The sequence below is a fragment of the Pseudomonas sp. BYT-1 genome, from assembly GCF_023611805.1.
Classification (GTDB): Bacteria; Pseudomonadota; Gammaproteobacteria; order Pseudomonadales; family Pseudomonadaceae; genus Aquipseudomonas; species Aquipseudomonas guariconensis.
Map to the genome: position 1 here is coordinate 2,090,455 of NZ_CP072559.1, position 22,319 is coordinate 2,112,773.

Below are 22,319 nucleotides of genomic sequence, written 5' to 3' on the forward strand. Positions count from 1 at the left end.
AGAAAACCCTGATGGCCGATATCCAACAAGACACCCTGCCGGTGATCCGCAACCTCGAAGACTTCGACACGCGCTCGGGCAACGGGCTGGAGCGCCTGGTGTTCAACCATCGCTTGGCGTTCGTGCTCGCCATGTGCCTGGCCACGCTGGTACTGGGCTATGTGGCGCTGACCCGCCTGGAGCTGCGTCCAAGCTTCGAGAAGATGATTCCGCAGAGCCATCCCTACATCCAGAACTACCTGGACAACCGCCAGTCCCTGCGCGGCCTGGGCAATTCGTTGCGGGTGGTGGTGGAGGCCACCGAGGGCGACATCTTCGACCCGGCCTACCTGCAGGCGCTGCGGCACATCAACGACGAGTTGTTTCTCAGCCAGGGCGTGGACCGCGCCTGGATGAAGTCGTTGTGGAGCCCGGCGGTGCGCTGGGCCGAGGTCACTGAAGAGGGCTTCCAGGGCGGCCCGGTGATGCCGGACGGCTACCAGGGTGCCCAGGCGGATATCGAGCAACTGCGTCAGAACATCGAGCGCGCCAACATCGTCGGCAGCCTGGTGGCCCGCGACTTCAAGTCGAGCATGCTGGTGGTGCCGCTGCTCGACCGGGATTCGGCCACCGGCCGTGGCGTGGACTACCACGCGTTCTCCCGTCAGCTCGAACAGCTGCGCAGCCACTACGAAGCGGCCGGCCCCTACAAGGTCCACGTGATCGGCTTCGCCAAGCTGATGGGCGACCTGATCGACGGTTTGATCCAGGTGATGCTGTTCTTCGCCCTGGCAGTGGTCACGAGTCTGGTGATCATCTACCTGTACACCCGCTGCGTGCGCAGTACCTTGCTGGTGGTGTTGTGCTCGCTGACCGCGGTGGTCTGGCAGTTGGGCATCGTCGCCTGGCTGGGCTACGCGATCGATCCGTACTCGATTCTGGTGCCGTTCTTGATCTTCGCCATCGGCGTGTCCCACGCCGCGCAGAAGATGAACGGCATCATGCAGGACATCGGGCGCGGCACCCACCGCCAGGTCGCGGCTCGCTACACCTTCCGCCGCCTGTTCGTGGCCGGGGTGACGGCGCTGCTGGCCGACGCGGTGGGCTTTGCCGTGCTGATGCTGATCGACATTCCGGTAATCAAGGACCTAGCCATCACCGCCAGCATCGGCGTGGCGGTGCTGATCTTCACCTCGCTGCTGTTGATGCCGGTGGCGCTGTCGTACATCGGTGTCGGACGCAAGGCTGCCGAGCGCGCCTTGCGCATCGATTCGCGCGCCGCCGCGCACCGGGGCTTCGGCAAACTGTGGGATGTGCTAGACCGCTTTACCGAGCGCAAGTGGGCCACGGCGGCGGTGCTGGTGTCCGTGGCAATGGGGGCAGGGGGGCTGTGGACCAGCCTGCAACTGAAGATCGGCGATCTGGACAGCGGCGCCCCGGAGCTGCACGCCGACTCGCGCTACAACCGCGACAACGCCTACATCACCGACCATTACGCGCTCTCCAGCGACACCTTCGCGGTCATGGTCAAGACCGCGCCTGAAGGCTGTCTGCGCTACCAGACGTTGGTGTTGGCCGATCGCCTGGCCTGGGAGTTGCAACAGCTGCCAGGGGTGCAGACCACGCTGTCGCTGACCAACGCCGTGCGCCAGATCACCGCCGGTACCTACGAGGGCAACCCCAAGCTCAACAGCATCCAGCGCAACCAGGATGTGCTCAACTACGCCGCGCAGCAGGCCTCGGTCAATGCCCCTGAGCTGTTCAACAACGATTGCTCGCTGATGCCGGTGATCGCCTACCTCAAGGACCACAAGGCCGACACCCTGGACGAGGTGGTGGCTGCCGCCGAGCGCTTCGCCCAGGCCAACAGCAGTGATGATCGGCAGTTCCTGCTGGCCGCCGGCAGCGCCGGGATCGAGGCCGCCACCAACATCGTGGTGCGCGAGGCCAACCGCACCATGCTGTTGCTGGTGTACCTGGCCGTCACGCTGTTCTGCCTGGTGACGTTCCGCAGCTGGCGCGCCACTTTGGTAGCGGTACTGCCGCTGATGCTCACCTCGGTGCTGTGCGAGGCACTGATGGTGGCCATGGGCATTGGTGTGAAGGTCGCCACCTTGCCAGTGATCGCCCTGGGCGTGGGTATCGGAGTGGATTACGCCCTGTACCTGCTCAGCGTGCAACTGCACTACCAGCGCAAGGGCCTCTCGCTGGCCCAGGCCTACCAGAACGCGGTGGCCTTCACCGGCCGGGTCGTGGGCCTGGTGGGCATCACCTTGGCCGCCGGTGTGGTGGGCTGGGCCTGGTCACCGATCAAGTTCCAGGCCGACATGGGCCTGCTGCTGACCTTCATGTTCCTGTGGAACATGCTCGGCGCGCTGGTGCTGATCCCGGCGCTGTCGTACTTCCTCCTGCCCGGCGACGAGGTCCGGGCGACCGTCACCGGCCCCCGCACCCAAGGTGGGCTGCACTCCAACAACCAAGAAGCCGAGTGTTCGTCTCATGTCTGATTACCTTGCGCCTTTGCGCGATATGGATTTTCTGTTCAACGAAGTCTTCGATATCCCGGCCTGGTGGGCGCAGACGCCTGCACTGGTGGAGCAGGTCGATGCCGATACCGCCAAGGCCGTGCTCGAACAGGCTGGCAAGGTCATCGCCCAGGTCGTGGCGCCGCTCAACCGCAGCGGCGACGAACAAGGCTGTCGCTTCGAGGCCGGCACGGTGACGACCCCGGATGGCTTCGTCGACGCCTACCGGACCTACGCGGCCGATGGCTGGGTGGGTGTGACGGGCGCCCCGGCGTTTGGTGGCATGGGCATGCCCAAGGTGATCGGCGCCCAGGTCGAGGAAATGCTCAACGCCGCCAACCTGTCGTTCGGCCTGTACCCGATGCTCACGGCCGGCGCCTGCCTGTCGCTGCTCAACCATGCCAGCGAAGCGCTCAAGGCCCGCTACCTGCCGCCGATGTACGAGGGTCGCTGGACCGGTTCGATGTGCCTGACCGAGCCCCACGCTGGTACCGACCTGGGCCTGATCCGCACCCGCGCCGAGCCCCAGGCCGATGGTCGCTACCGCATCACCGGTACCAAGATCTTCATCACCGGCGGCGAGCAGGACCTGACCGAAAACATCATCCATCTGGTGCTGGCCAAGCTGCCTGACGCACCGGCCGGTGCCAAGGGGATCTCCTTGTTCCTGGTGCCCAAGATGCTGGTCGAGGACGATGGTGAGCTGGGCGGGGCCAACGCGGTCAGTTGTGGCTCCATCGAGCACAAGATGGGCATCAAAGCCTCGGCCACCTGCGTGATGAACTTCGACGGTGCTCTCGGCTACCTGGTGGGGGAGGCGAACAAGGGCCTGAACGCCATGTTCACCATGATGAACTACGAGCGCCTGGGCGTCGGCATCCAGGGCCTGGCCCTGGGCGAACGTTCCTACCAGAACGCCGTGGCCTATGCCCGGGACCGCCTGCAGGGCCGCGCGGCCACCGGCCCCGAGGCGCCCGACAAGGCGGCCGACCCGATCATCGTGCACCCGGACGTGCGCCGCATGCTGTTGACCATGAAGGCACTCAACGAAGGTGGGCGGGCGTTTTCCACCTATGTGGCGCAGCAACTGGACGTGGCCAAGTACAGCGAGCAAGCCGACGTGCGCGGCCAGGCCGAGGCCCGCGTGGCGTTGCTGACGCCGGTGGCCAAGGCGTTTCTGACCGACATGGGGCTGGAGACGACGGTGCATGGCCAGCAGGTGTTCGGCGGCCATGGCTATATCCGCGAGTGGGGCCAGGAGCAGTTGATCCGCGACTGCCGCATCACCCAGATCTACGAGGGCGCCAATGGCATCCAGGCCCTGGACCTGGTAGGCCGCAAGTTGGTCGCCGACGGCGGGCGCAGCTACCAGTTGCTGTCCAATGAGATGCGCGCATTCGCCCAAGGCCTGGCGCCGTCGCGCGGCGAGTTCCGCACGCCGTTGCTGGCCGCGCTGGACAACCTGGACGAACTGACTGCCTGGGTGCTCGATCGCGCCCAGGGCAACCCGCGAGAAATCGGCGCGGCGGCGGTGGAGTACCTGCACGCCTTCGGCTACACGCTGTACGCCTACCTGTGGGCGCGGATGGCCGATGTGGCCATGGCGCAGGAGGGCGCGTTCTACCAAAGCAAGCTGGGCACGGCGCGGTTCTACTTCGCTCGCATGCTGCCGCGCATCCATTCGCTCAGCGCCGTGATCAAGGCCGGCAGCGACAGCCTCTATCTGCTCGACGAGGCGCAGCTGTGATGGAGGGCACCATGATCAAGACTCGCGTCATCGCACCGGCGGCCGAGGCCTACACCTACCCGTTGCTGATCAAGCGCCTGCTGCTGTCGGGCGTGCGCTACCAGCCGGGGCAGGAGATCGTCTACGCCGACCAGTTGCGCTACAGCTACACCACCTTGCAAACGCGCATCCAGCGCCTGGCCAATGTACTCACCGAGGCCGGCGTGCGCCCGGGAGATACCGTGGCCTTGCTCGATTGGGACAGCCACCGGGCGCTGGAGTGCTTCTTCGCCGTGCCGATGATCGGCGCGGTGCTGCACACGGTCAACGTGCGCCTGTCCGCCGAGCAGATCCGCTACACCATGAACCACGCCGAAGACCGGCTGGTGCTGGTGCATGACGATTTCCTGCCGCTGATGGAACAACTGCACGGCGAGTTGGGCACGGTCGAGCGCTTCATCCGCCTCGGCGAAGGCCTGGCGCCGGTGACCGGCCTGCCGTTGGTGGGCGAGTACGAGGCCTTGCTGGCGGCGGTGGACAGCCACTTCGACTTCCCCGATTTCGATGAAAACTCCGTCGCGACGCTGTTCTACACCACCGGCACCACTGGCGATCCAAAGGGCGTGTACTTCACCCATCGCCAGCTGGTGCTGCACACCCTCAACGAACTGGGCACGCTCGCCGCCTGTGGCGGCGAGCCGCTGTTGCGCACGGGCGATGTGTACATGCCGATCACGCCAATGTTCCATGTGCATGCCTGGGGCGTGCCCTATGTGGCCACGGCGCTGGGTATCAAGCAGGTCTATCCCGGGCGTTACGAGGCCAATCAGTTGGTGCGCCTGTACCGTGACGAAGGGGTGAGTTTCTCCCATTGCGTGCCCACCTTGCTGCAGATGATGCTCGACTGCGAAGAGGGCAAGCGCACAGACCTCAAGGGTTGGAAGATGCTCCTGGGCGGCAGCGCCCTGACCCAGGGCCTGGCCCAGCGAGCCAGCGAGCGGGGGATTCGCGTTCATTGCGGTTACGGCATGTCCGAAACCTGCCCATTGCTCAGCCTGACCTGCCTGAGCGCCGAAGACTTGGCGCTGCCCATGGCGCAGCAGGTTCCCCTGCGCATCGCGGCCGGCGTGCCGATCCCGTTGGTGGATCTGCGCATCGTCGATGGCGAGGGCCAAGACGTGGCCCATGACGGCGAAACCCTCGGAGAAGTGGTGGTGCGTGCGCCCTGGCTGACCCAGGGCTACCTGAACGCGCCCGAGCAAGGCGCCGCGCTCTGGGCCGGCGGCTGGTTGCACACGGGCGATCTGGCGTGCATCGACGCGCACGGGGTGATGCGCATCCGCGACCGGATCAAGGACGTGATCAAGACCGGAGGCGAGTGGATCAGTTCGGTAGAGTTGGAAAGCCTGATCAGCCAGCACCCCGGCGTCGACTCGGTCGCCGTGATCGGCCTGCCGGACGAACGCTGGGGTGAGCAGCCGCTGGCCTTGGTGGTCTGCACCGACGGCGTGACGCTGGACCAGCCAGCCCTTGCCCGGCATCTGCAGCAATACGTCGACAGCGGGCGGCTGAACAAGTGGGCCGTACCCCGGCAGGTGCGTTTCGTGGACCAAATCCCCAAGACCAGCGTGGGCAAGATCGACAAGAAGCGCATCCGCCAAACCTGCCTTTAGGCACTGGGCTTTTCGCGGGTAAACCCACCACAAGGGCCTGCGCGGACCAGGTGGGTTTACCCGCGAAGAGGACAACACAAGCATATCCAGAAACCATTCCCCACTTGGGCAGCTCGACCGAATCACTAGGCTTAAGGCGAGACCTGATTCAAGGAAGATCCAATGCCTCTCGCCAAATCCCACCTGCTGCGCCGTGGCCGCTACTCGGCGCCTGGCAGGTTGTACCTGTTGACCACTGTCACGCATCGTCGCAAACCGTTGTTTTGCAATCTTCAACCGGCTCGCCTGGTGATTCACCATCTACGTCTGTTGGACCAGGAGCAGGCCTGTCGATCGTTGGCATGGGTGGTAATGCCGGATCATCTTCATTGGTTGATCGAACTGGAGGTTGCAACGCTGGGCACCTTGATGCGCAGGTTCAAGTCGCGCTCAAGCCGTACCTTGCATCAGTCAGGTGTTGAAGATCATCCGATTTAGCAACCGAGCTACCAAGACCGGGCGCTGCGTCGGGAGGAGGAGGTGAAGGCAGTGGCCAGGTACATGGTGGCCAACCCGCTGCGTGCGGGCTTGGTGAGTAGCATCAGGGAGTATCCGCACTGGGATGCAGTCTGGCTTTGAATCCGTGGTGCGCTCTTCGCGGGTAAACCCGCAGGTATCGCGTCGTCCTAACGTTTGCGCCCGGTCTGACAGGCGCAACACAACCCCAAGAGCGACGCGATCCTTGTGGGAGCGGGTTTACCCGCGAATGCGCCAAAAAGTTCACCTCAAAAACCACTGAATGAAATAACGCCAGCCCAGGCACCGCCGTAAGGGCGCAAAGGTGAACGAGCGTCGCCACGTCAAATGGATAAACCCACAACCTCAAAACCAACCACTGCTCGATCTGGATTCACGCAAGCCCGGGCTGGTAGATGCACGTGTTCAGGTCCTCCAGAAACGCCTGCAGGATCGGCGGCGGGGTCACGCCGCGTCGGGTGATGACGTCGAAGGGGGAGGTGAGGTCCAGGGCGTTGGCGCCCAGGCGGTACATCTCGCCGGTCTTGACCCACTGCTCGGCGAAGTGCACCGGCAAGAACCCGATATAGGCCCCGGAGATGATCAAGATCGCCGCTGCCTCGATGTTCTCCACGGTGGCATCGGCCTTGCTCATGCCCAACTGAGTCAGGTCGTACTGCTGCATGTAGCCGCGCACCACGATCCGGCAGGCGCGCACCTCTTCGAGCAGGCGCCCGTTGGCCGGTTTGCTGGCGAACAGCGGGTGGCGACGGCCGCAGTACAGCCCCAGGGCTTCGTTATACAGCGGCAGGTAGGACAGCCCCGGCACCCGTAGGGGAAAGTGCCCGATCGCTAGGTGCAGGCGCCCGTCCAGCACCCGCTCTTCGAGCTCCGCCGGGGCGCCGATGTAAATGTTCAACTGGGCATCATGGCCGCGTGAGACGAAGCGCTGGGTGGTGCGTGGCACCGGTGAGTCGGGGTCGGTCAGCGTGGAGTCGATGATCCCCAGGTTCAGCTGGCCGCTGATGTGCTGCTTGAGCACGTCGGCGTCCAGGCAGAAGCTTTCCACCGCACTCAAAAGCCGCAGGGTGGCTTCATGGATCGCCACGCCCTGCTCGGTGAGGCGAAAGCCGCTGCGCCCGCGCTGGCAGAGCTTGACGCCCAGGCGGGTCTCCAGGTGCGTCATCTGTTCGCTGATGGTCGACTGGCCGGTGTTCAGCGCCGCCTGCGCCGCGGAAAACCCGCCGCACTTGACGATGGTAGCGAACACCCTGAGGAGCTTCAGATCGACATCGTGGAGCTGGATCACCGCGGCCTCCCGGGCCGAGGTCACATCGCAGGCTGCTGATATGAACGCTCGGCTGAATGTGTTTTTGCCAAAGCTAACCCTCTACGCAGAGCAACCGCAATCCCGGCATTTGGCAAAACGCCTGCGGCAGCGTCGGTCTGAACAGATGCAGACATCGGCCGCGCCAGATACTTCGGCGCAGCCGATGTATGCATCTGGACTTGCGCATTTTTCCAAGGCCGAGCCGGGCCCATAGTGGCCTCAACGGTGTCGCACAGTCGCCCCGTCTCCTGACCAGAACAAGAAATGTGGAGAAGCTCTAACATGGCAAAGCATGGTTATGAATCCGGCCGCCTGAACCTGCCCTTCGTGGGGCACTGCACGTTCGCCAAGTCGCCCATCTGCACCGACTGGAATGCCATCGACGCCGATGTCGCGATCCTCGGCGCGCCCAACGACATGGGCACCCAGTGGCGCTCCGGCGCACGTTTCGGACCGCGCGGCATCCGCGAGGCGTCCACGCTGTTCTCCTTCGGCCATTCCGGCGCCTATGACCACGAAGATGACGCCACCTACCTGACCGAGGACCAAGTGCGCATGGTCGATGTGGGGGATGCCGACATCGTCCACACCGACATGGCCACCAGCAACGCCAACATCGAGTCGGCCGTGCGCCAGATCCTTGCCAGCGGCGCCATGCCGGTCGTGCTGGGCGGCGATCACTCGATCCATGCGCCGGTCATCAAGGCCTTCGAAGGGCGCGATCCGATCCACATCATCCACTTCGATGCTCACCTGGACTTCGTCGACGAGCGCCACGGCGTGCGTTATGGCCATGGCAACCCCCTGCGCCGTGCCTCGGAGCTGTCGAACATCACCGGCATGACCCAGATGGGCATCCGCAACGTGTCGTCTTCCAACCGCGACGACTACGACGCCGCCCGCGATGCCGGCTCGAACATTCTCTCGGTGCGCGACGTACGCCGCCTGGGCGTCGAAGGCGTGCTGGCGAAGATCCCCCAGGACATCGACTACTACATCACCATCGACATCGATGGCTTCGACCCGTCCATCGCCCCAGGTACCGGCACGCCGAGCCATGGCGGCTTCCAGTACTACGAAGTGCTGGAGATCATCCAGGCCCTGGCCAAGCGCAGCAATGGGCGCATCGTCGGCATGGACCTGGTGGAAGTGGCCCCGGCCTACGACCCCGCTGGCGTGACGTCCATCCTCGCCGCGCAACTGCTGATGAACAGCATCGGCTTCATCTTCCACGCGCGCGCCAACGCTCGCTGATCCGGAGTTTCCAACGTGGACAACAAGGTAAAGACCTACCTGCAGACCTTCGGTGTTTCCGAGGCAACCCAGCGTTTTCTCACCAAGCAGCAGCACATGTTCATCGGCGGCGCCTGGGTGCAGGCCAGCGATGGCGCCACCGCTGAGGTGATCGAGCCCTCCACCGAAGCGGTGCTCACCCGCATTCCCATGGCCACCGCCGAGGACCTGGACCGTGCGGTGAAGGCTGCGCGTGCGCAGTTCGACGGCGGCCCCTGGAGCCAGCTCAAGCCGCTGGAGCGTGAGCGCGTGCTGCACCGCCTGGCGGACCTGATCGAGGCCAACGGCGAGGAGCTGGCGCAGATCGAATCCATCGACATGGGCAAATCGGTCGACCAGGCGCGCGCCGTGGACATCCAGGGCACCATCGACACCTTCCGTTACTTCGCCGGCTGGGCCAGCAAGATCCATGGCCGCACCGTCGAGCCGTCACTGCCGGGCAACTACCTGGCCTACACCCGCAAAGAAGCGGTTGGTGTGGTCGGGGTGATCGTGCCGTGGAACTTCCCGCTGCAGACCATGGCCTGGAAGTTGGGCGCGGCCCTTGCGGTCGGCTGCACCGTGGTGGTCAAACCGGCAGAACTCACCTCGCTTTCGGCCCTGCGTTTCGCCGAGCTGGTGCAGGAAGCCGGGCTGCCCGACGGCGTGGTGAACATCGTCACCGGCCGTGGTAGCGTGGTGGGCAATGCCATGACCAGCCACCCGGGTATCGACAAGCTGAGCTTCACCGGCTCCACCCCAGTCGGCTGCTCGGTGGGCAAGGCCTCGATGGACCAGATGAAGCGCCTGACCCTGGAACTGGGCGGCAAGTCACCGGTGATCGTGTTCGCCGATGCCGACATCGAAGCCGCAGCCCAGGCAGTGGCTAACGGCGTGTTCTTCAACTCGGGCCAGGTGTGCGACGCCGGGACCCGCGCCTACATCGAGCGCAGCGTCTACCCGGCCTTCCTGGAAGCGCTGGCGCGCTACACCGCAACGCTCAAGATCGCCCCGGGCCTGGATCCGGATTGCTTCATCAGCCCCATGGTGTCGCGTCAGCAACAGCAGCGGGTGCTGGAGTACATCGCCCTGGGCAAGGCCGAAGGCGCGCAGGTGTATTACGGTGGCGAGCCGGTCCAAGGCCCGGGTTTCTTCGTGCAGCCGACGATCTTCGTCAACTGCACCCACGACATGCGCATCGTGCGCGAGGAGATCTTCGGCCCGGTGCTGGTGACCCAGCCGTTCGACTCCCAGGAGCAGGCCGTGGAACTGGCCAACGACTCGGTGTTCGGCCTGGCCGCGGCGATCTACTCCAACGACCTGGGCCGGGTCCACGGGCTGATCCCACGTCTGCGGGCAGGGACCGTCTATGTCAACGCGCACAGCACCCTCGATCCATCCATGCCCTTCGGCGGCTACAAGCAGTCGGGCTATGGCAAGGACATGGGCGCCGAACAACTGGAGTTCTTGCTGGAGACCAAGGCGGTCTGGATCACCTTGCCCTGAGGTCCAGGGCTGGCCAGCGCCGCTGAGGTTGGCGGGCGGCGCTGATTTATCGGATGCATCGAATTTCAAGAACAAGAACCTATCGAGGTGATGCCCATGAACAGCCAGGCAGATGTAGAGCGAGCGCAAGATCTGGAAAGGCGCCTGTGCGCCTATGAGGAACTGGAAGGACGGACGGATTGGCCGGGTGCGATGGGCGTCGGTGACTACCTGGCGCTGGCGGTGTTCGCCCTGGTCGTGATGGTGGGCTTCTACCTGTGGGGGGGCCACGCATGAGCCCGTCCAGAGAGCAGGAATTGCGCCTGGCCGCTGAACGCGGCGACACCCCCTTGCTGCCCAGCGAGCGCGTGTGGGGTTTCTGGGGGTATGCCTATGCCAACTCCGCGCTGGCCGTGGCTACCTGGGTGTTTCTGATCGGCGGCGCCACGGCGCTGTTCGTCGGCCCCAAGCAAGGGATCTGCGCCATCGTCATCGGCAACATCGTGGGGGTGATCCTCGCGGCGTTTTCCACCTGCGTGCCGTGCGGCAAGTATGGGGTGGAGCAGTTCACCTTCCTGCGCAGCATGTTCGGCCTCAATGGCAGCCGCCTGGTCTACATCCTGTCGGTAGTGTTGCTCACCATGGGCTGGCTGGCGGTGTTGGGGCTGATGTGCGGGCGTGCGTTGGATAACCTGGAGACCCTGGTGCAGCAAGTCCCGCCCGATGGCGACGGCTGGCTGGTGACCGGTGGCGCCTTGCTGGCCATCGTGCTGGCGGCGCTGGTGGCCATGCGCGGGCCGGACATGATCCGCTTGCTGAGCGCGATCATCGCGCCCAGCCTGATCCTGATCATGCTGGCGCTGATGTACTTCATCTCCCGCAGCCACAGCCTGGACCAACTGCTGGCCATGCCGGCGCTGCAACCGCCGTTCGCCGACTCACGCATCAACTTCATGATTGCCGTGGAGATCAACATCGCCGCTGGATTCTCCTGGTGGCCCTACATCGGCAACCTGTCGCGCCTGTGCAGCAACCAGCGCACGGCCTTCTGGCCGAACCTGGTGGGGATCTTCGGCGCCGCCTCCCTGGGCGAGACCGTCAGCCTGTTCGCCGCGTCGACGCTGGGCAGCAGCGACCCGACCGCCTGGATGCGCCTGGCCGGTGGCATGGTGTTCGGGGTGGTGGCGCTGGGCTTCCTGGCCCTGGCCAACCTCACGGGCATGGTCAACATCCTCTACACCGCGGTCATCGGTTTGCGGCAAGTGACCGCAGAGCGCTTGCGCAGTGTGCGCTGGGGTGTGCTGGTGGGGCTGTTCTGCGTGATTCCGGTGGCCATCGTGCTGTTCTTCCCGGGCATCTATGACGGCTTCTTCATCTTCCTGGTGTGGACATCGGCACTGAACAGCGCCTTGGCCGGGATCGGCATCGCCGACTACTTCTTCCTTCGACGCCAGCGCGTGAACCTGCGCCAGCTCTACGCCCCACAAGAAACATCGCCACTGCGCTTTTGCGGCGGCTTCAACCCCATCGCACTGGTGGCATTGGTGGCGGGCTTCGTGATCTACGTGGTGGTGTTCAACCCGCAGACCTTGGCCAACACCACCTTCTTCACCTTCGCCACCGCTTCTCTGCCGTCCTGCCTGTTGGCCGGGCTTGTGCACTACGGGCTGACCCGTGCACTGGCCAGGCGCTTTGGCTGGGGCGGCTACCCAACGGGCAATGAACGCAACATCGAGGCAGCAGGCCTCGAAGCAAAGGGCTACAGCAAATGAACAAGCGATATGACTACATCATCATCGGCGCAGGCTCTGCCGGCTGCGTCCTGGCCAACCGCCTGACCGAAGACGCCGGCACCTCGGTGCTGGTCCTGGAGTTCGGCGGCAGCGACCGCAGTGTGCTGATCCAGATGCCCAGCGCCTTCTCGCTGCCGATGAACACCAAGAAGTACAACTGGCGCTACGAGACCGTCGCCGAGCCCCACCTCGATGGCCGGCGCCTGCACTGCCCGCGGGGCAAGGTACTGGGCGGCTCATCCTCGATCAACGGCCTGGTCTACATCCGCGGCCATGCCCATGACTTCGACGAGTGGGAAAGCCTGGGTGCGAAGAACTGGAGCTACCGCAACTGCCTGCCGTACTTCAAGCGCGCCGAGACGTTCAAGTTCGGCGGTGACGACTACCGCGGTGCCAGCGGCCCGTTGGCCACTAACAACGGCAACAACATGCAGAACCCGTTGTACGGCGCCTGGGTGGAGGCCGGCGCCGAGGCCGGCTACATCAAGACCGACGACTGCAACGGCTACATGCAGGAAGGCTTTGGCGCCATGCACATGACGGTCAAGGATGGCGTGCGTTGGTCCACCGCCAATGCCTATCTGCGCCCGGCCATGACCCGGCCGAACCTCACCGTCGTCACCCACGCCATGACCCGGCGCATCCTGCTCGACGGCAAGCGCGCGGTGGGGGTCGAATACGACGAGGGCGGCAAGACTCACAAGGTGTACTGCAATCGCGAAGTGCTGGTGTCCTCCGGTCCGATCGGCTCGCCGCACCTGTTGCAGCGCTCCGGCATCGGCCCGCAGGAGGTGTTGAAGAAGGCCGGCATCGACGTGCGCCACGACCTGCCGGGTGTGGGTGAGAACCTGCAGGATCACTCGGAAATCTACATCCAGTACGCCTGCAAGGAGCCGGTGACCCTCAACGGCAAGATGAACCTGCTGGGCAAGGCGATGATCGGCCTGCGCTGGCTGCTGTTCAAGGATGGCCTGGGGGCGAGCAACCACTTCGAGGCCGGTGGCTTCATCCGCTCGGCCAAGGGCCTGCGCTGGCCGGACATCCAGTTCCACTTCCTGCCGGCGGCCATGCGCTATGACGGCGATAAACCATTCAAGGGCCATGGTTTCATGGTGCTCACCGGGCCCAACAAGCCCAAGAGCCGCGGCCATGTACGGGCGCTGTCGGCCGACCCGTACCAGCACCCGGAGATCCGCTTCAACTACCTGCAAAGCGAGGAGGACAAAGAAGGCTTCCGACGCTGCGTGCGCCTGACTCGGGAGATCATCGCCCAGCCAGCCATGGACCGCTTCCGGGGCGAGGAACTCGCGCCGGGGGCCCATGTGCAGACCGATGAGCAGATCGACGCCTTCGTGCGCGCCAACATGGAAAGCACCATGCACCCCTGTGGTTCCTGCCGGATGGGCGAGGATGACATGGCGGTGGTCGACTCCGAGCTGCGTGTTCGTGGCCTGCAAGGGCTGCGGGTGATCGATTCCTCGGTGTTTCCGAGCGAGCCCAACGGCAACCTCAACGCACCGACCATCATGCTCGCCGAACGCGCCTCGGACCTGGTACGCGGCCGCCAGCCCCTCGCGCCTGCCGATGTGCCGGTCGGGCTGGTGGAAGGCTGGGAAGAGCAACAACGTAGCGCTGAGCCCGTGCGCAAAGTGCGGGCCTGAGCCGCGCTTCGATCACGGTAGGAGCGGGGTTACCAGCGAAAGCGTTGGTGAATCCACTATCGCATTCGCGGGTAAACCCGTTTCATGGAAGGTGAGCGCCAGCGCACAATAGCCCTCTGGCCCTCAGGACACGAAATCCATGAAAACCCCCGGTGGCGTGCTGCTCAGCGGCGTCGAGCTCGATCGCGGCAGCTCGGTCCCGCTCTACCGCCAACTCTACCTGCAACTGCGCAAGCAGATCCTCAGCGGTCGCCTGCCGGGCGGCACGCGACTGCCATCCACCCGTACCCTGTGCAAGGAGCTGTCGCTGTCGCGGATCACGCTGCTCAACGCCTTCGACCTGCTCACCGCCGAGGGCTTTCTGGCCTCGCGCACTGGGGCGGGCACCTACGTGGGCCACGAATGGCAGGGCAGGGTGGCCCAGGCCGACCTGCCCATCAAACCCCCGCGGCTGTCGAGCCTGAGCCAGGCCGTGCATTCGCTGCGCAGCGAGCATTTCAGCGGCATCTCCTACAGCGCCTGGGACCCGCAGCGCCCAGTATCCCTGCTGCCCAGCCATCCGGCCTACGATGCGTTTCCCATGCCGGTGTGGAAGCGCCTGATGAACCGCCACCTGCGCAAACCGGACAAAGCCCAGCTGGCCTACGGCGAGCTCAAAGGCTTGCAGCGCTTGCGCGAGGCCATCGTCGAATACGTGTTCGACGCCCGAGGCATCGAGTGCAGCGTGGAGCAGGTGGTGATCACCTCCGGTGCCCAGCAGGCGTTCAACCTGCTGGGCATGCTGCTGCTCAACCCCGATGATCGAGTGTGGATGGAAGACCCTGGCCACATCGCCGCGCGCATCGCCTTCCAGGCATTGGGCTGCCAACTCGTGCCCCTGCGGATCGACGAGCAGGGGCTGGACGTGCAGCAGGGGATACGCGAATGCCCTGAGGCGCGCCTGGCCTTCACCACGCCCTCACGCCAGCATCCTCTGGGCACCACCATGAGCTACCCGCGCCGCCAGGAGCTGATCGACTGGGCCGCTCGCAGCCAGGGCTGGATCGTCGAAGACGACTGCGACAGCGAGTTCCGCTACGTGGGCCGGCCGCTGCCGGCGTTGTTCGCCATGGACCCGGGGCAGCGAGTGATCTACGTCGGCACTTTCAGCAAGGTGCTGTACCCATCGTTGCGCCTGGGCTATGTGATCCTGCCCGAGGCGCTGGTCGAGCCGTTCTGCGCGATCCGCGCGGTGATGGACCGCAGCCCCTCCACGCTGCACCAGGCGACCACTGCCGACTTCATGCTCGATGGCCATTTTCTCGGGCACATCCGCCATATGCGCGCGCTCTACCAAGAGCGCCAGGCCAGCCTGGTGGAGGCGCTGCAAGGCCAGTTGGGGGGATTTCTTTCGGTGGCGCCGGTGGAGGCCGGGCTGCACCTGATCGGCTGGTTGCCCGAGCAGGTCGACGATGACGCCCTGGCCCGTGGGTTGGGTAATCACCAGGTCTACACCTATGCGCTGAGCGACTATTGCCTGCAGCGCTACCTGCCGCCCGGGCTGCTGCTGGGCTTTGCCGCCACGCCCGCCGAGCAGGCCGCGCAGCGGGTGCGCGAGCTGGCCCAGGCCCTTGAAGCGTTGGGCATGCACGGCTGAGCTCGGGCTTCAAAATGGCTATACCAACAAAAGGTTAATGGCTCTATGGATGGGGCCACTTCGGAGCGATAAAGGCACGGCCGGCCACCCCGGCATCGCTCTGAGGAAATGACAATAATGAATCCTATCCAAGCCCGTTTCGCCACGCTCATGGGCCATAACGCGCAGGCGCCGTGCACGCCCGTGCTACTCACCGCCGACCTTGCCCGCCGCCTGCTGGCGCGTCTGGACAGTCTGCGGCTGTTCGCCCACGGTTACCCGCTTCTGACCAACCTCACCCACGGACGGGTCACCCCCGAGGACATGCTCGACTTTGCCTACCGGCATGGGCTCGACGGCCTCTCGCTGCACCTGCTCGATGGCGAGCACAACAGCCTGTCGCGCATGCCGGCCGAGCGCCTGGCGGCCTTCGCCGACAAAGCCCGCGGCCTCGGGCTGGACGTGCACCTGGAGATCAGCAGCACGCTGCCCGCGGACGTGGACCAGGCCGTGACTGTCGCCCGTGCCATCGGCAGTCGCAACATCCGCGTGTACTCGCGCTACGAAGGGCACCTGTCGCGGGTGATGGGCATCATCGAGGACGACCTGCGCCGCCTGGCGCGCTTGGCCGACGAGCACGACCTGAACTTCGACTTCGAGCAGCACGAAGAGCTCAAGAGCGACGAGATCGCCACCTTGCTGCGCCGGGTCGGGCATCCACGGCTCAATGCCTTGTTCGACTTCGGCAACATGATCAATGCCTGCGAGCAGCCGTTGCCTGCGCTGGCGAACCTGGCGCCCTTCATTCGCCAGGTGCACCTCAAGGGCGTGCGCGTAGTGCCCGAGGCCAATGGCTTTGGCCATTACGGCGTGCTGCAGGGCAGCGCCGAAGACCAGTTGCCTGGTGCGCGCATGCTGCTGGAGTTGTTGCTGCTGGGCGAATCCACGCCTCAAGTGGTGGCGTTCATCCTCGAGCAGGAAAACCACTACATCGCCCCGGCGTTCCGCCAAGTGGGCGAGGAGGCCGACCCCTTCATCGTCTACCGCGAGATGAGCGAAACCCCGCTGCCGCCCGGCTACAGCCTGGAGCAGATGCTGGCGGACGAGCATCGCTGGGCCAATGACCAGGTGCGCTACGTCCGCGAACTGCTGGCCCAGATGCGCCTGCTGGCCGAACTGACCCTGGCCGATGCCGCCGTAGCCTGACCCTCAACCTGGAAACCGTGGAGAACAACAATGACAGCTTCGGTCAAAGCCAAGTGGCTACGCTTTTTGATCCTCGTCCTCGGCGGCGGGACCATCTACAAACTCTCCAACCTCAAGGATGCCTTCTACATCCCGATGCAGGAGCACATGGGCCTGACCCATACCCAGATCGGCACGCTGCTGAGCGTCAACGCTATCGTCGCTACTACGCTGTTCGTGGTGGGTGGCTTTCTGGCTGACCGCTTCGAAACGCGCAAGCTCATTCCGCTGGGGCTGGTGAGCATCGGTGGTCTGGGCCTGTACCTGGCAAGCTTCCCCGGCTACAGCCAGTTACTCATCATCTTCGGCCTGCTGGCGGTGTGCGCCGACTGCATCTTCTGGCCCTCGCTGCTCAAGGCCATCCGCAACCTGGGCAATGACCAGGAGCAAAGCCGCATGTTCGGCCTGCTCGAAGGCGGGCGTGGCGCGGTGGACACCCTGGTGGCGTTCTCCGCCCTTGGCGTGTTCGTTGCCCTGGGCTCCGGTGCGGCCGGGCTCAAGGCAGCCATCGCGTTCTATTCGCTGATCGACATCGGGGTCGGCGTGCTGGCGCTGTTCCTGCTCAAGGACACCCGCCAGGGCAACAGCACCCGCGAGCCCATCGGCCTGTCGGGGCTGCTGGAGGCGGTGCGCATGCCGGGGATCTGGCTGGTGAGCCTGAACGTGTTCATGGTCTACATCGTGTACTGCGGCCTGACCTACTTCATCCCGTACCTCAAGGACATGTACCACCTGCCGGTGGCACTGGTGGGCGCCTACGGCATCATCAACCAGTACTTCCTCAAGGTGCTGGGTGGCCCGGCCGGTGGCTTCATCGCCGACAAACAGCTCAAGAGTTCGAGCCGCTACCTCAAGTGGGCCTTCGTTGCCTTGCTGCCGCTGATGCTGGTCATCCTCAGCATCCCGCGTGGCGAGAGCTACATCTACGCGGGCCTGGCGGCGACGCTGTCCTTCGCCCTGGTGGTGTTCACCATGCGTGGGGTGTTCTGGGCGCCGATGAGCGAAGTGGGCATCCCTTCGCGCATCACCGGCTCCGCGTTCGGCATCGGCTGCCTGATCGGCTATGCACCGGGCATGTTCGCCTACGTCATCTATGGCGCGCTGCTGGACCACTACCCAGGTGAGCAGGGTTACACCTATGTGTTCAGCCTGATGAGCGTGCTGGCGGTGGTGGGTGTGGTGGTGTCCAGCCTGCTGCAGCGGATGGTCAGACGCCACCGCGAGGCAGTCGGGGCCCAGGCGATCGCCTGATCCCGATTGGGGCACTGACTTTTGGGCTGGCGCGATCCCTGTGGGAGCGGGTTCACCCGCGAATACGTTGGTGAATCCACGACCGCATTCGCGGGTGAACCCGCTGCCACAGGGACAGTTAGTCTTTGGGTAAATCTGTTCTCAAAGAAGGCTGCGCCGTGCACCGCCACAAAGCCTGCACAGCCTTCTCGGTGAATTTTTTTACGTTCCGCTGTATCTGATGCCATAGAGCGTGCATCCGCGACAGGGAGCGACCATGAAATCACGGAAAAAGACCGTCAAGCCGATCGGCTTGCAGGACATCACCATCGTCGACGACGCCAAGATGCGCAAGGCGATCACCGCCGCGGCGCTGGGCAATGCCATGGAGTGGTTCGACTTCGGTGTCTATGGCTTCGTTGCCTATGCACTGGGTAAGGTGTTCTTCCCTAACGCAAGCCCCGGGGTGCAGATGATCGCGGCACTGGCCACGTTCTCGGTGCCATTCCTGATCCGCCCGCTGGGTGGGCTGTTCTTCGGCGCGTTGGGTGACCGCTATGGGCGTCAGAAGGTGCTAGCGGCGACCATCGTGATCATGTCCTTGAGTACGTTCGCCATCGGGCTGATCCCGTCCTATGCCTCGATCGGCATCTGGGCGCCGATCCTGTTGCTGCTGGCCAAGATGGCCCAAGGGTTCTCGGTGGGCGGCGAATACACCGGGGCGTCGATTTTCGTGGCCGAGTACGCACCGGACCGCAAGCGGGGCTTTCTCGGCAGTTGGCTGGACTTCGGTTCGATCGCAGGGTTCGTGCTGGGCGCGGGCCTGGTGGTGCTCATCTCCACTGCACTGGGCGAGGCGGCGTTTCTGGAGTGGGGCTGGCGCTTGCCGTTCTTCCTGGCCTTGCCGCTGGGCCTGATCGGCCTTTACCTGCGCCACGCCCTCGAAGAGACGCCAGCTTTCCAGCAGCATGTCGACAAGCTGGAGCAGGGCGATCGCGAGGGCCTGGCTTCAGGCCCGAAGGTGTCGTTCAAGGAGGTCGCCACCCAGCACTGGCGCAGCCTGGTGACCTGCGTGGGTGTGGTCATCGCCACCAACGTCACCTACTACATGCTGCTCACCTACATGCCCAGCTATCTGTCCCACAACCTGCACTACAGCGAAGACCATGGGGTGCTGATCATCATCGCGATCATGGTCGGCATGTTGTTCGTGCAGCCGATCATTGGCCTTTTGAGCGACAAGGTCGGCCGCCGGCCTTTCATCATCGGTGGCAGCGTGGGGCTGTTGGTGCTTGCCATTCCGGCGTTCATGCTGATCAACAGCGGCGTGCTCGGAGTGATCTTCGCCGGTTTGCTGATCCTGGCCGTGCTGCTCAATTTCTTCATCGGGGTGATGGCTTCTACCTTGCCGGCGATGTTCCCCACCCATATCCGCTACAGCGCTTTGGCCAGCGCCTTCAACATTTCGGTGCTGATCGCCGGGCTGACCCCAACCATCGCCGCCTGGCTGGTGGAGAGCACCGAAAACCTGTACATGCCGGCCTACTACCTGATGGTGATCGCATTGGTGGGGTTGGCCACGGGCGTGTCGATGAAGGAGACGGCCAACAAACCCCTGCACGGCGCTGCCCCCGCTGCCTCGGACATCGAAGAAGCGCGCGAGCTGCTGCAGGAACACCACGACACGCTGGAACAGAAGATCGAAGACATCGACGCGAAGATTGCCGAGCTTCAAGCCCAGCGCGCACGTTTGGCGCAACAGCATCCTCATATCGACTGACGGCGCAAAGCGGAGTCTGAATGTTCATTGCAAGTGCAAACTATTTAAGTCGGGTGATTAATTTGACGCCATAAAATAATTGGCAAATACCCGAGGTAGAGCGCTTGCAAAGTCATTTGTTGGCACCTTTACTTGTTACTGGATATGAGGGGCGCTGTTTCAATGAAGCGTGGCTTTCATATCAATGAGTTAAAGGGTGCATTGACGTTTCGCGTTGATATTCCGGCCTATTTGTCAGATTCATAAAGGGTGGCTACATCCTTTATGGGTTTGCCGTTGCTGACGGGTCCCGCTCAGTGGGGAGGACTGTTCATGGAAAGTGAGGTGTCGGCGTTCAGTCAATTGGATCCCCATCATCGTCGGCACTGGACATTGGCCGCGTATAAATACATCGCGCGAAAACGGCTGGCGCGTCATGTCGATATCAGCCTGAAAAGCATCGCGGAAAAAAGCTGGGACATCGCCCCAGGTTGCCTGTCGTTCTCTCCGCCAGCCATTGCGCTGCCCGGCCAGCTGGAGCGTGTCACCGGCTGGGAGGAAAAACGCTTCTATCCATATGAGCACCCGGCCCGCACCATGGCAGGGTTGGGCGAAGTGGTGCAGGGCCCGACCCGGGGCTATCTGCTCAAGGACGTCTGGTTGATCGACGGTGTGCTGTACAAGGGGCGGGCCAGTTTCTGGCTTTCCCAACGGCCCAGGGCATTCCCACCTGTGGTCGTGGAGCATGAGATCGATCGCGGGGCGATCTACTGTTCGGTCAACGGCAATACCTGGTTCGGCAACTGGATGGTCGAAGACTGCGTGACCTATCCCCTGGCCGCCGAGGAAGGTGTGCCGGTCACTGTCGGGCCGTCAGCGCGGTTTCCTATCTACACCCAGGCGCCGCCCTACGAAGACTGGCTCGGCATGAAGCCAAGGCGCCTGAGTGGCGCCTACTTCCATGAACTGGTGCTGTTCGATGACTTCTGTAACAACCGCAACAAGTATCTGCGTTTTCGCGCCATGGGTGACAAGCTGCTGTCGCGGGTGAACTATCAGGCGCACCCCGGCGTGTTCTTGCTGCGCGGTGGCGACGGCGACCTGCGCTTGCTGCGCAACGAACTGGAGTTGGCCGAGCACCTGCGTCGAACCCGTGGTTTTCACGTGGTCGATCCGCTGAAAAGCGACGTGCCGTCCATCGTTGCGGCCTGCGCCGGGGCGCAGGTGGTGATCGGTGTCGAGGGCAGCCAGCTGGTACATGGGGTCAATGTCCTGCAACCGGGCGGTGCTTTGCTCGCCCTGCAACCGCCCAATCGCTTCGTCAGCTATTACAAGTACCACACCGACCGAGACAACCAGCACTTCGCTTATGTGGTCGGTACCCCCGATGGCGACGGTTTCAGGATCGACATCGAGGAAGTGGAGCGCACGTTGGATTTGATTCCACCGCCGTGAGCCGTGACCCAGAGCACGTTCAGGATGTGGCCCGGGCCAGGAGAAGGTTTGCCGTCTTCACCATTTGAATCCACTCCTGCTCGGTCACCAACCCCCTCTGCCGGGGGCGGTCACGGACCTGTTCGAATGGGTGCAAGGTCTTCCGCAGGAGCTCGAGATGCTGGCGGCCCATATGTGTGCATTGGCCGAAGCCTGTGATCTGGATGCCGTGAGCGCGCTTCTCGAAGCCGTGCCCGCGACAAAACCGTGAGGTCGTGCAGGTTTCACGGGTAAACCGGACACCGAACCGATTCACCCGCGAAGCGGGCGCCACGCAGAAGGGCAGCGCCGACAAGGATCATTTCTTCAGGGCCTGGTACGACTTGACCATGTCCTGCGCCCAACCGTCGAGCACGGCCTTGGCATCTTTGGCCTGCATGACTTGCGATGAGTTCTCCAGCTCTGTGCCGGCGCCTTTGCGCACCACCTCGGCCACTACCTGGTTGTTGCTGCCATCGATGAAGGCCGCCTCGGTGGCGATGCTGGTGTCCTGGTCGCGAATGCCGGTGGCGGTGCTGATACCCGCGGCGATCAGGGCGATCGGGATCACTTCATACGGGCGCAGGCTCTTGGTGGAGGCGCTGACCGCAGTGATCGCCGGGCGCACGACCAACACGCCTGGGCCCGGGCTGGTGGCCAGCGGCAGGACCTTGGAGAAGTGTGATTTCAAGGTCTGGTCGTAGTACTGGGTGATGCCTTGAAGCGTGGACTGCGGAACCTTCTCGGTCGGCTGCGGCCGCGGATAGAGCTGGCTGGGCTCGATGTAGACGCTGCGGAAGGCGTTGACGTCGACGCCAGGCTTGATCCAGCGCATCACCGGCGCACCGGAGGGGGACTTTTCTTCCTTGAGGATGCTGTAGTCCTTCAGAAAGCCGGAATACTGATCGGACTCCACGTATTTGCTCGCGCAACCGGAGAGCAGTAGCGAGGACAGGCACAAGGTTGTAGCGAACGACTTCAGGTTCATTCAGGTTCTCCTTGGGACATTGGCATCGCGCGGTGGCCTTGGATTCGAGTTCGTGTGACGGTGTCGTGGA

General features: G+C 63.9%; 15 protein-coding genes and 1 pseudogene. 14 read left to right on the top strand and 2 right to left on the bottom strand.

Translation table 11 applies throughout. The annotated features are described in order from the left end of the window. Positions 1–11: 11 nt before the first annotated feature. The 4 genes and pseudogenes from J5X93_RS09540 (at position 12) to J5X93_RS09555 (ending at position 6,521) form a co-directional block, all read left to right on the top strand. Positions 12–2,486, top strand: a complete 2,475-nt coding sequence (locus J5X93_RS09540; RefSeq protein WP_102081985.1) for an efflux RND transporter permease subunit — start codon at positions 12–14, stop codon at positions 2,484–2,486. Beyond that, positions 2,479–4,251: an acyl-CoA dehydrogenase C-terminal domain-containing protein gene (locus J5X93_RS09545; RefSeq protein ID WP_070571876.1), complete on the top strand. Its 1,773-nt coding sequence runs from the start codon at positions 2,479–2,481 to the stop codon at positions 4,249–4,251. Before J5X93_RS09540 ends, J5X93_RS09545 begins: the two co-directional genes overlap by 8 nt. Before the next feature lie 11 nt (positions 4,252–4,262). Beyond that, a complete protein-coding gene (locus tag J5X93_RS09550; protein WP_180962723.1) occupies positions 4,263–5,903 on the top strand; it encodes a fatty acid--CoA ligase in 1,641 nt (546 codons plus the stop codon). 162 nt (positions 5,904–6,065) lie between these two features. After that, positions 6,066–6,521: pseudogene (locus tag J5X93_RS09555) on the top strand (REP-associated tyrosine transposase). Positions 6,522–6,792: 271 nt separating this feature from the next. Here J5X93_RS09555 and J5X93_RS09560 read toward each other — a convergent pair. Then, positions 6,793–7,707 (bottom strand): LysR family transcriptional regulator, encoded by a 915-nt coding sequence (locus tag J5X93_RS09560; protein ID WP_102081988.1) that lies wholly within the window; start codon positions 7,705–7,707, stop codon positions 6,793–6,795. A gap of 303 nt (positions 7,708–8,010) precedes the next feature. On the opposite strand from J5X93_RS09560, the gene speB reads away from it, so the two are divergent. The 10 genes from speB (at position 8,011) to J5X93_RS09610 (ending at position 21,243) form a co-directional block, all read left to right on the top strand. Then, on the top strand, positions 8,011–8,982 hold the full coding sequence (speB, locus tag J5X93_RS09565) for an agmatinase (protein ID WP_070571878.1): 972 nt from the start codon (positions 8,011–8,013) through the stop codon (positions 8,980–8,982). 15 nt (positions 8,983–8,997) lie between these two features. Next, a complete protein-coding gene (locus J5X93_RS09570; protein WP_102081989.1) occupies positions 8,998–10,506 on the top strand; it encodes an aldehyde dehydrogenase family protein in 1,509 nt (502 codons plus the stop codon). A 96-nt stretch (positions 10,507–10,602) separates the two neighbouring features. Next, entirely contained in the window at positions 10,603–10,782 is a 180-nt protein-coding gene (locus J5X93_RS09575) for a hypothetical protein (RefSeq protein ID WP_070571880.1), read from the top strand. Beyond that, complete coding sequence (locus J5X93_RS09580; RefSeq protein ID WP_070571881.1) at positions 10,779–12,257, top strand: purine-cytosine permease family protein; 1,479 nt, start codon at positions 10,779–10,781, stop codon at positions 12,255–12,257. The genes J5X93_RS09575 and J5X93_RS09580 overlap by 4 nt, the downstream gene beginning before the upstream one ends. Then, positions 12,254–13,939: a choline dehydrogenase gene (gene betA / locus J5X93_RS09585; RefSeq protein WP_070571882.1), complete on the top strand. Its 1,686-nt coding sequence runs from the start codon at positions 12,254–12,256 to the stop codon at positions 13,937–13,939. The genes J5X93_RS09580 and betA overlap by 4 nt, the downstream gene beginning before the upstream one ends. Positions 13,940–14,078: 139 nt before the next feature. Then, entirely contained in the window at positions 14,079–15,575 is a 1,497-nt protein-coding gene (gene pdxR / locus J5X93_RS09590) for a MocR-like pyridoxine biosynthesis transcription factor PdxR (protein WP_102081990.1), read from the top strand. A 114-nt stretch (positions 15,576–15,689) separates the two neighbouring features. Next, positions 15,690–16,760, top strand: a complete 1,071-nt coding sequence (locus J5X93_RS09595; protein ID WP_070571912.1) for a sugar phosphate isomerase/epimerase family protein — start codon at positions 15,690–15,692, stop codon at positions 16,758–16,760. A 30-nt stretch (positions 16,761–16,790) separates the two neighbouring features. Then, complete coding sequence (locus tag J5X93_RS09600; RefSeq protein WP_102081991.1) at positions 16,791–18,050, top strand: MFS transporter; 1,260 nt, start codon at positions 16,791–16,793, stop codon at positions 18,048–18,050. A gap of 256 nt (positions 18,051–18,306) precedes the next feature. Further along, a complete protein-coding gene (gene proP, locus J5X93_RS09605) occupies positions 18,307–19,809 on the top strand; it encodes a glycine betaine/L-proline transporter ProP (RefSeq protein WP_043214829.1) in 1,503 nt (500 codons plus the stop codon). 312 nt (positions 19,810–20,121) lie between these two features. Continuing rightward, on the top strand, positions 20,122–21,243 hold the full coding sequence (locus tag J5X93_RS09610; protein ID WP_070571885.1) for a glycosyltransferase 61 family protein: 1,122 nt from the start codon (positions 20,122–20,124) through the stop codon (positions 21,241–21,243). Between the two features lie 337 nt (positions 21,244–21,580). Here the strand turns inward: J5X93_RS09610 and J5X93_RS09615 are convergent, their stop codons facing one another. Then, entirely contained in the window at positions 21,581–22,249 is a 669-nt protein-coding gene (locus J5X93_RS09615; protein ID WP_070571886.1) for a DUF3313 domain-containing protein, read from the bottom strand. Positions 22,250–22,319 lie beyond the last annotated feature (70 nt).

Excerpts from the sequence above, each read along its gene's own strand:
- J5X93_RS09540 (WP_102081985.1), top strand. The coding sequence starts at position 12 with ATGGCCGATATCCAACAAGACACCCTGCCGGTGATCCGCAACCTCGAA.
- proP (WP_043214829.1), top strand. The coding sequence starts at position 18,307 with ATGAAATCACGGAAAAAGACCGTCAAGCCGATCGGCTTGCAGGACATC.
- J5X93_RS09550 (WP_180962723.1), top strand. The coding sequence starts at position 4,263 with ATGATCAAGACTCGCGTCATCGCACCGGCGGCCGAGGCCTACACCTAC.
- betA (WP_070571882.1), top strand. The coding sequence starts at position 12,254 with ATGAACAAGCGATATGACTACATCATCATCGGCGCAGGCTCTGCCGGC.
- J5X93_RS09615 (WP_070571886.1), bottom strand. The coding sequence starts at position 22,249 with ATGAACCTGAAGTCGTTCGCTACAACCTTGTGCCTGTCCTCGCTACTG.
- J5X93_RS09575 (WP_070571880.1), top strand. The coding sequence starts at position 10,603 with ATGAACAGCCAGGCAGATGTAGAGCGAGCGCAAGATCTGGAAAGGCGC.
- J5X93_RS09600 (WP_102081991.1), top strand. The coding sequence starts at position 16,791 with ATGACAGCTTCGGTCAAAGCCAAGTGGCTACGCTTTTTGATCCTCGTC.
- J5X93_RS09580 (WP_070571881.1), top strand. The coding sequence starts at position 10,779 with ATGAGCCCGTCCAGAGAGCAGGAATTGCGCCTGGCCGCTGAACGCGGC.
- J5X93_RS09545 (WP_070571876.1), top strand. The coding sequence starts at position 2,479 with ATGTCTGATTACCTTGCGCCTTTGCGCGATATGGATTTTCTGTTCAAC.
- J5X93_RS09610 (WP_070571885.1), top strand. The coding sequence starts at position 20,122 with ATGGAAAGTGAGGTGTCGGCGTTCAGTCAATTGGATCCCCATCATCGT.
- speB (WP_070571878.1), top strand. The coding sequence starts at position 8,011 with ATGGCAAAGCATGGTTATGAATCCGGCCGCCTGAACCTGCCCTTCGTG.
- pdxR (WP_102081990.1), top strand. The coding sequence starts at position 14,079 with ATGAAAACCCCCGGTGGCGTGCTGCTCAGCGGCGTCGAGCTCGATCGC.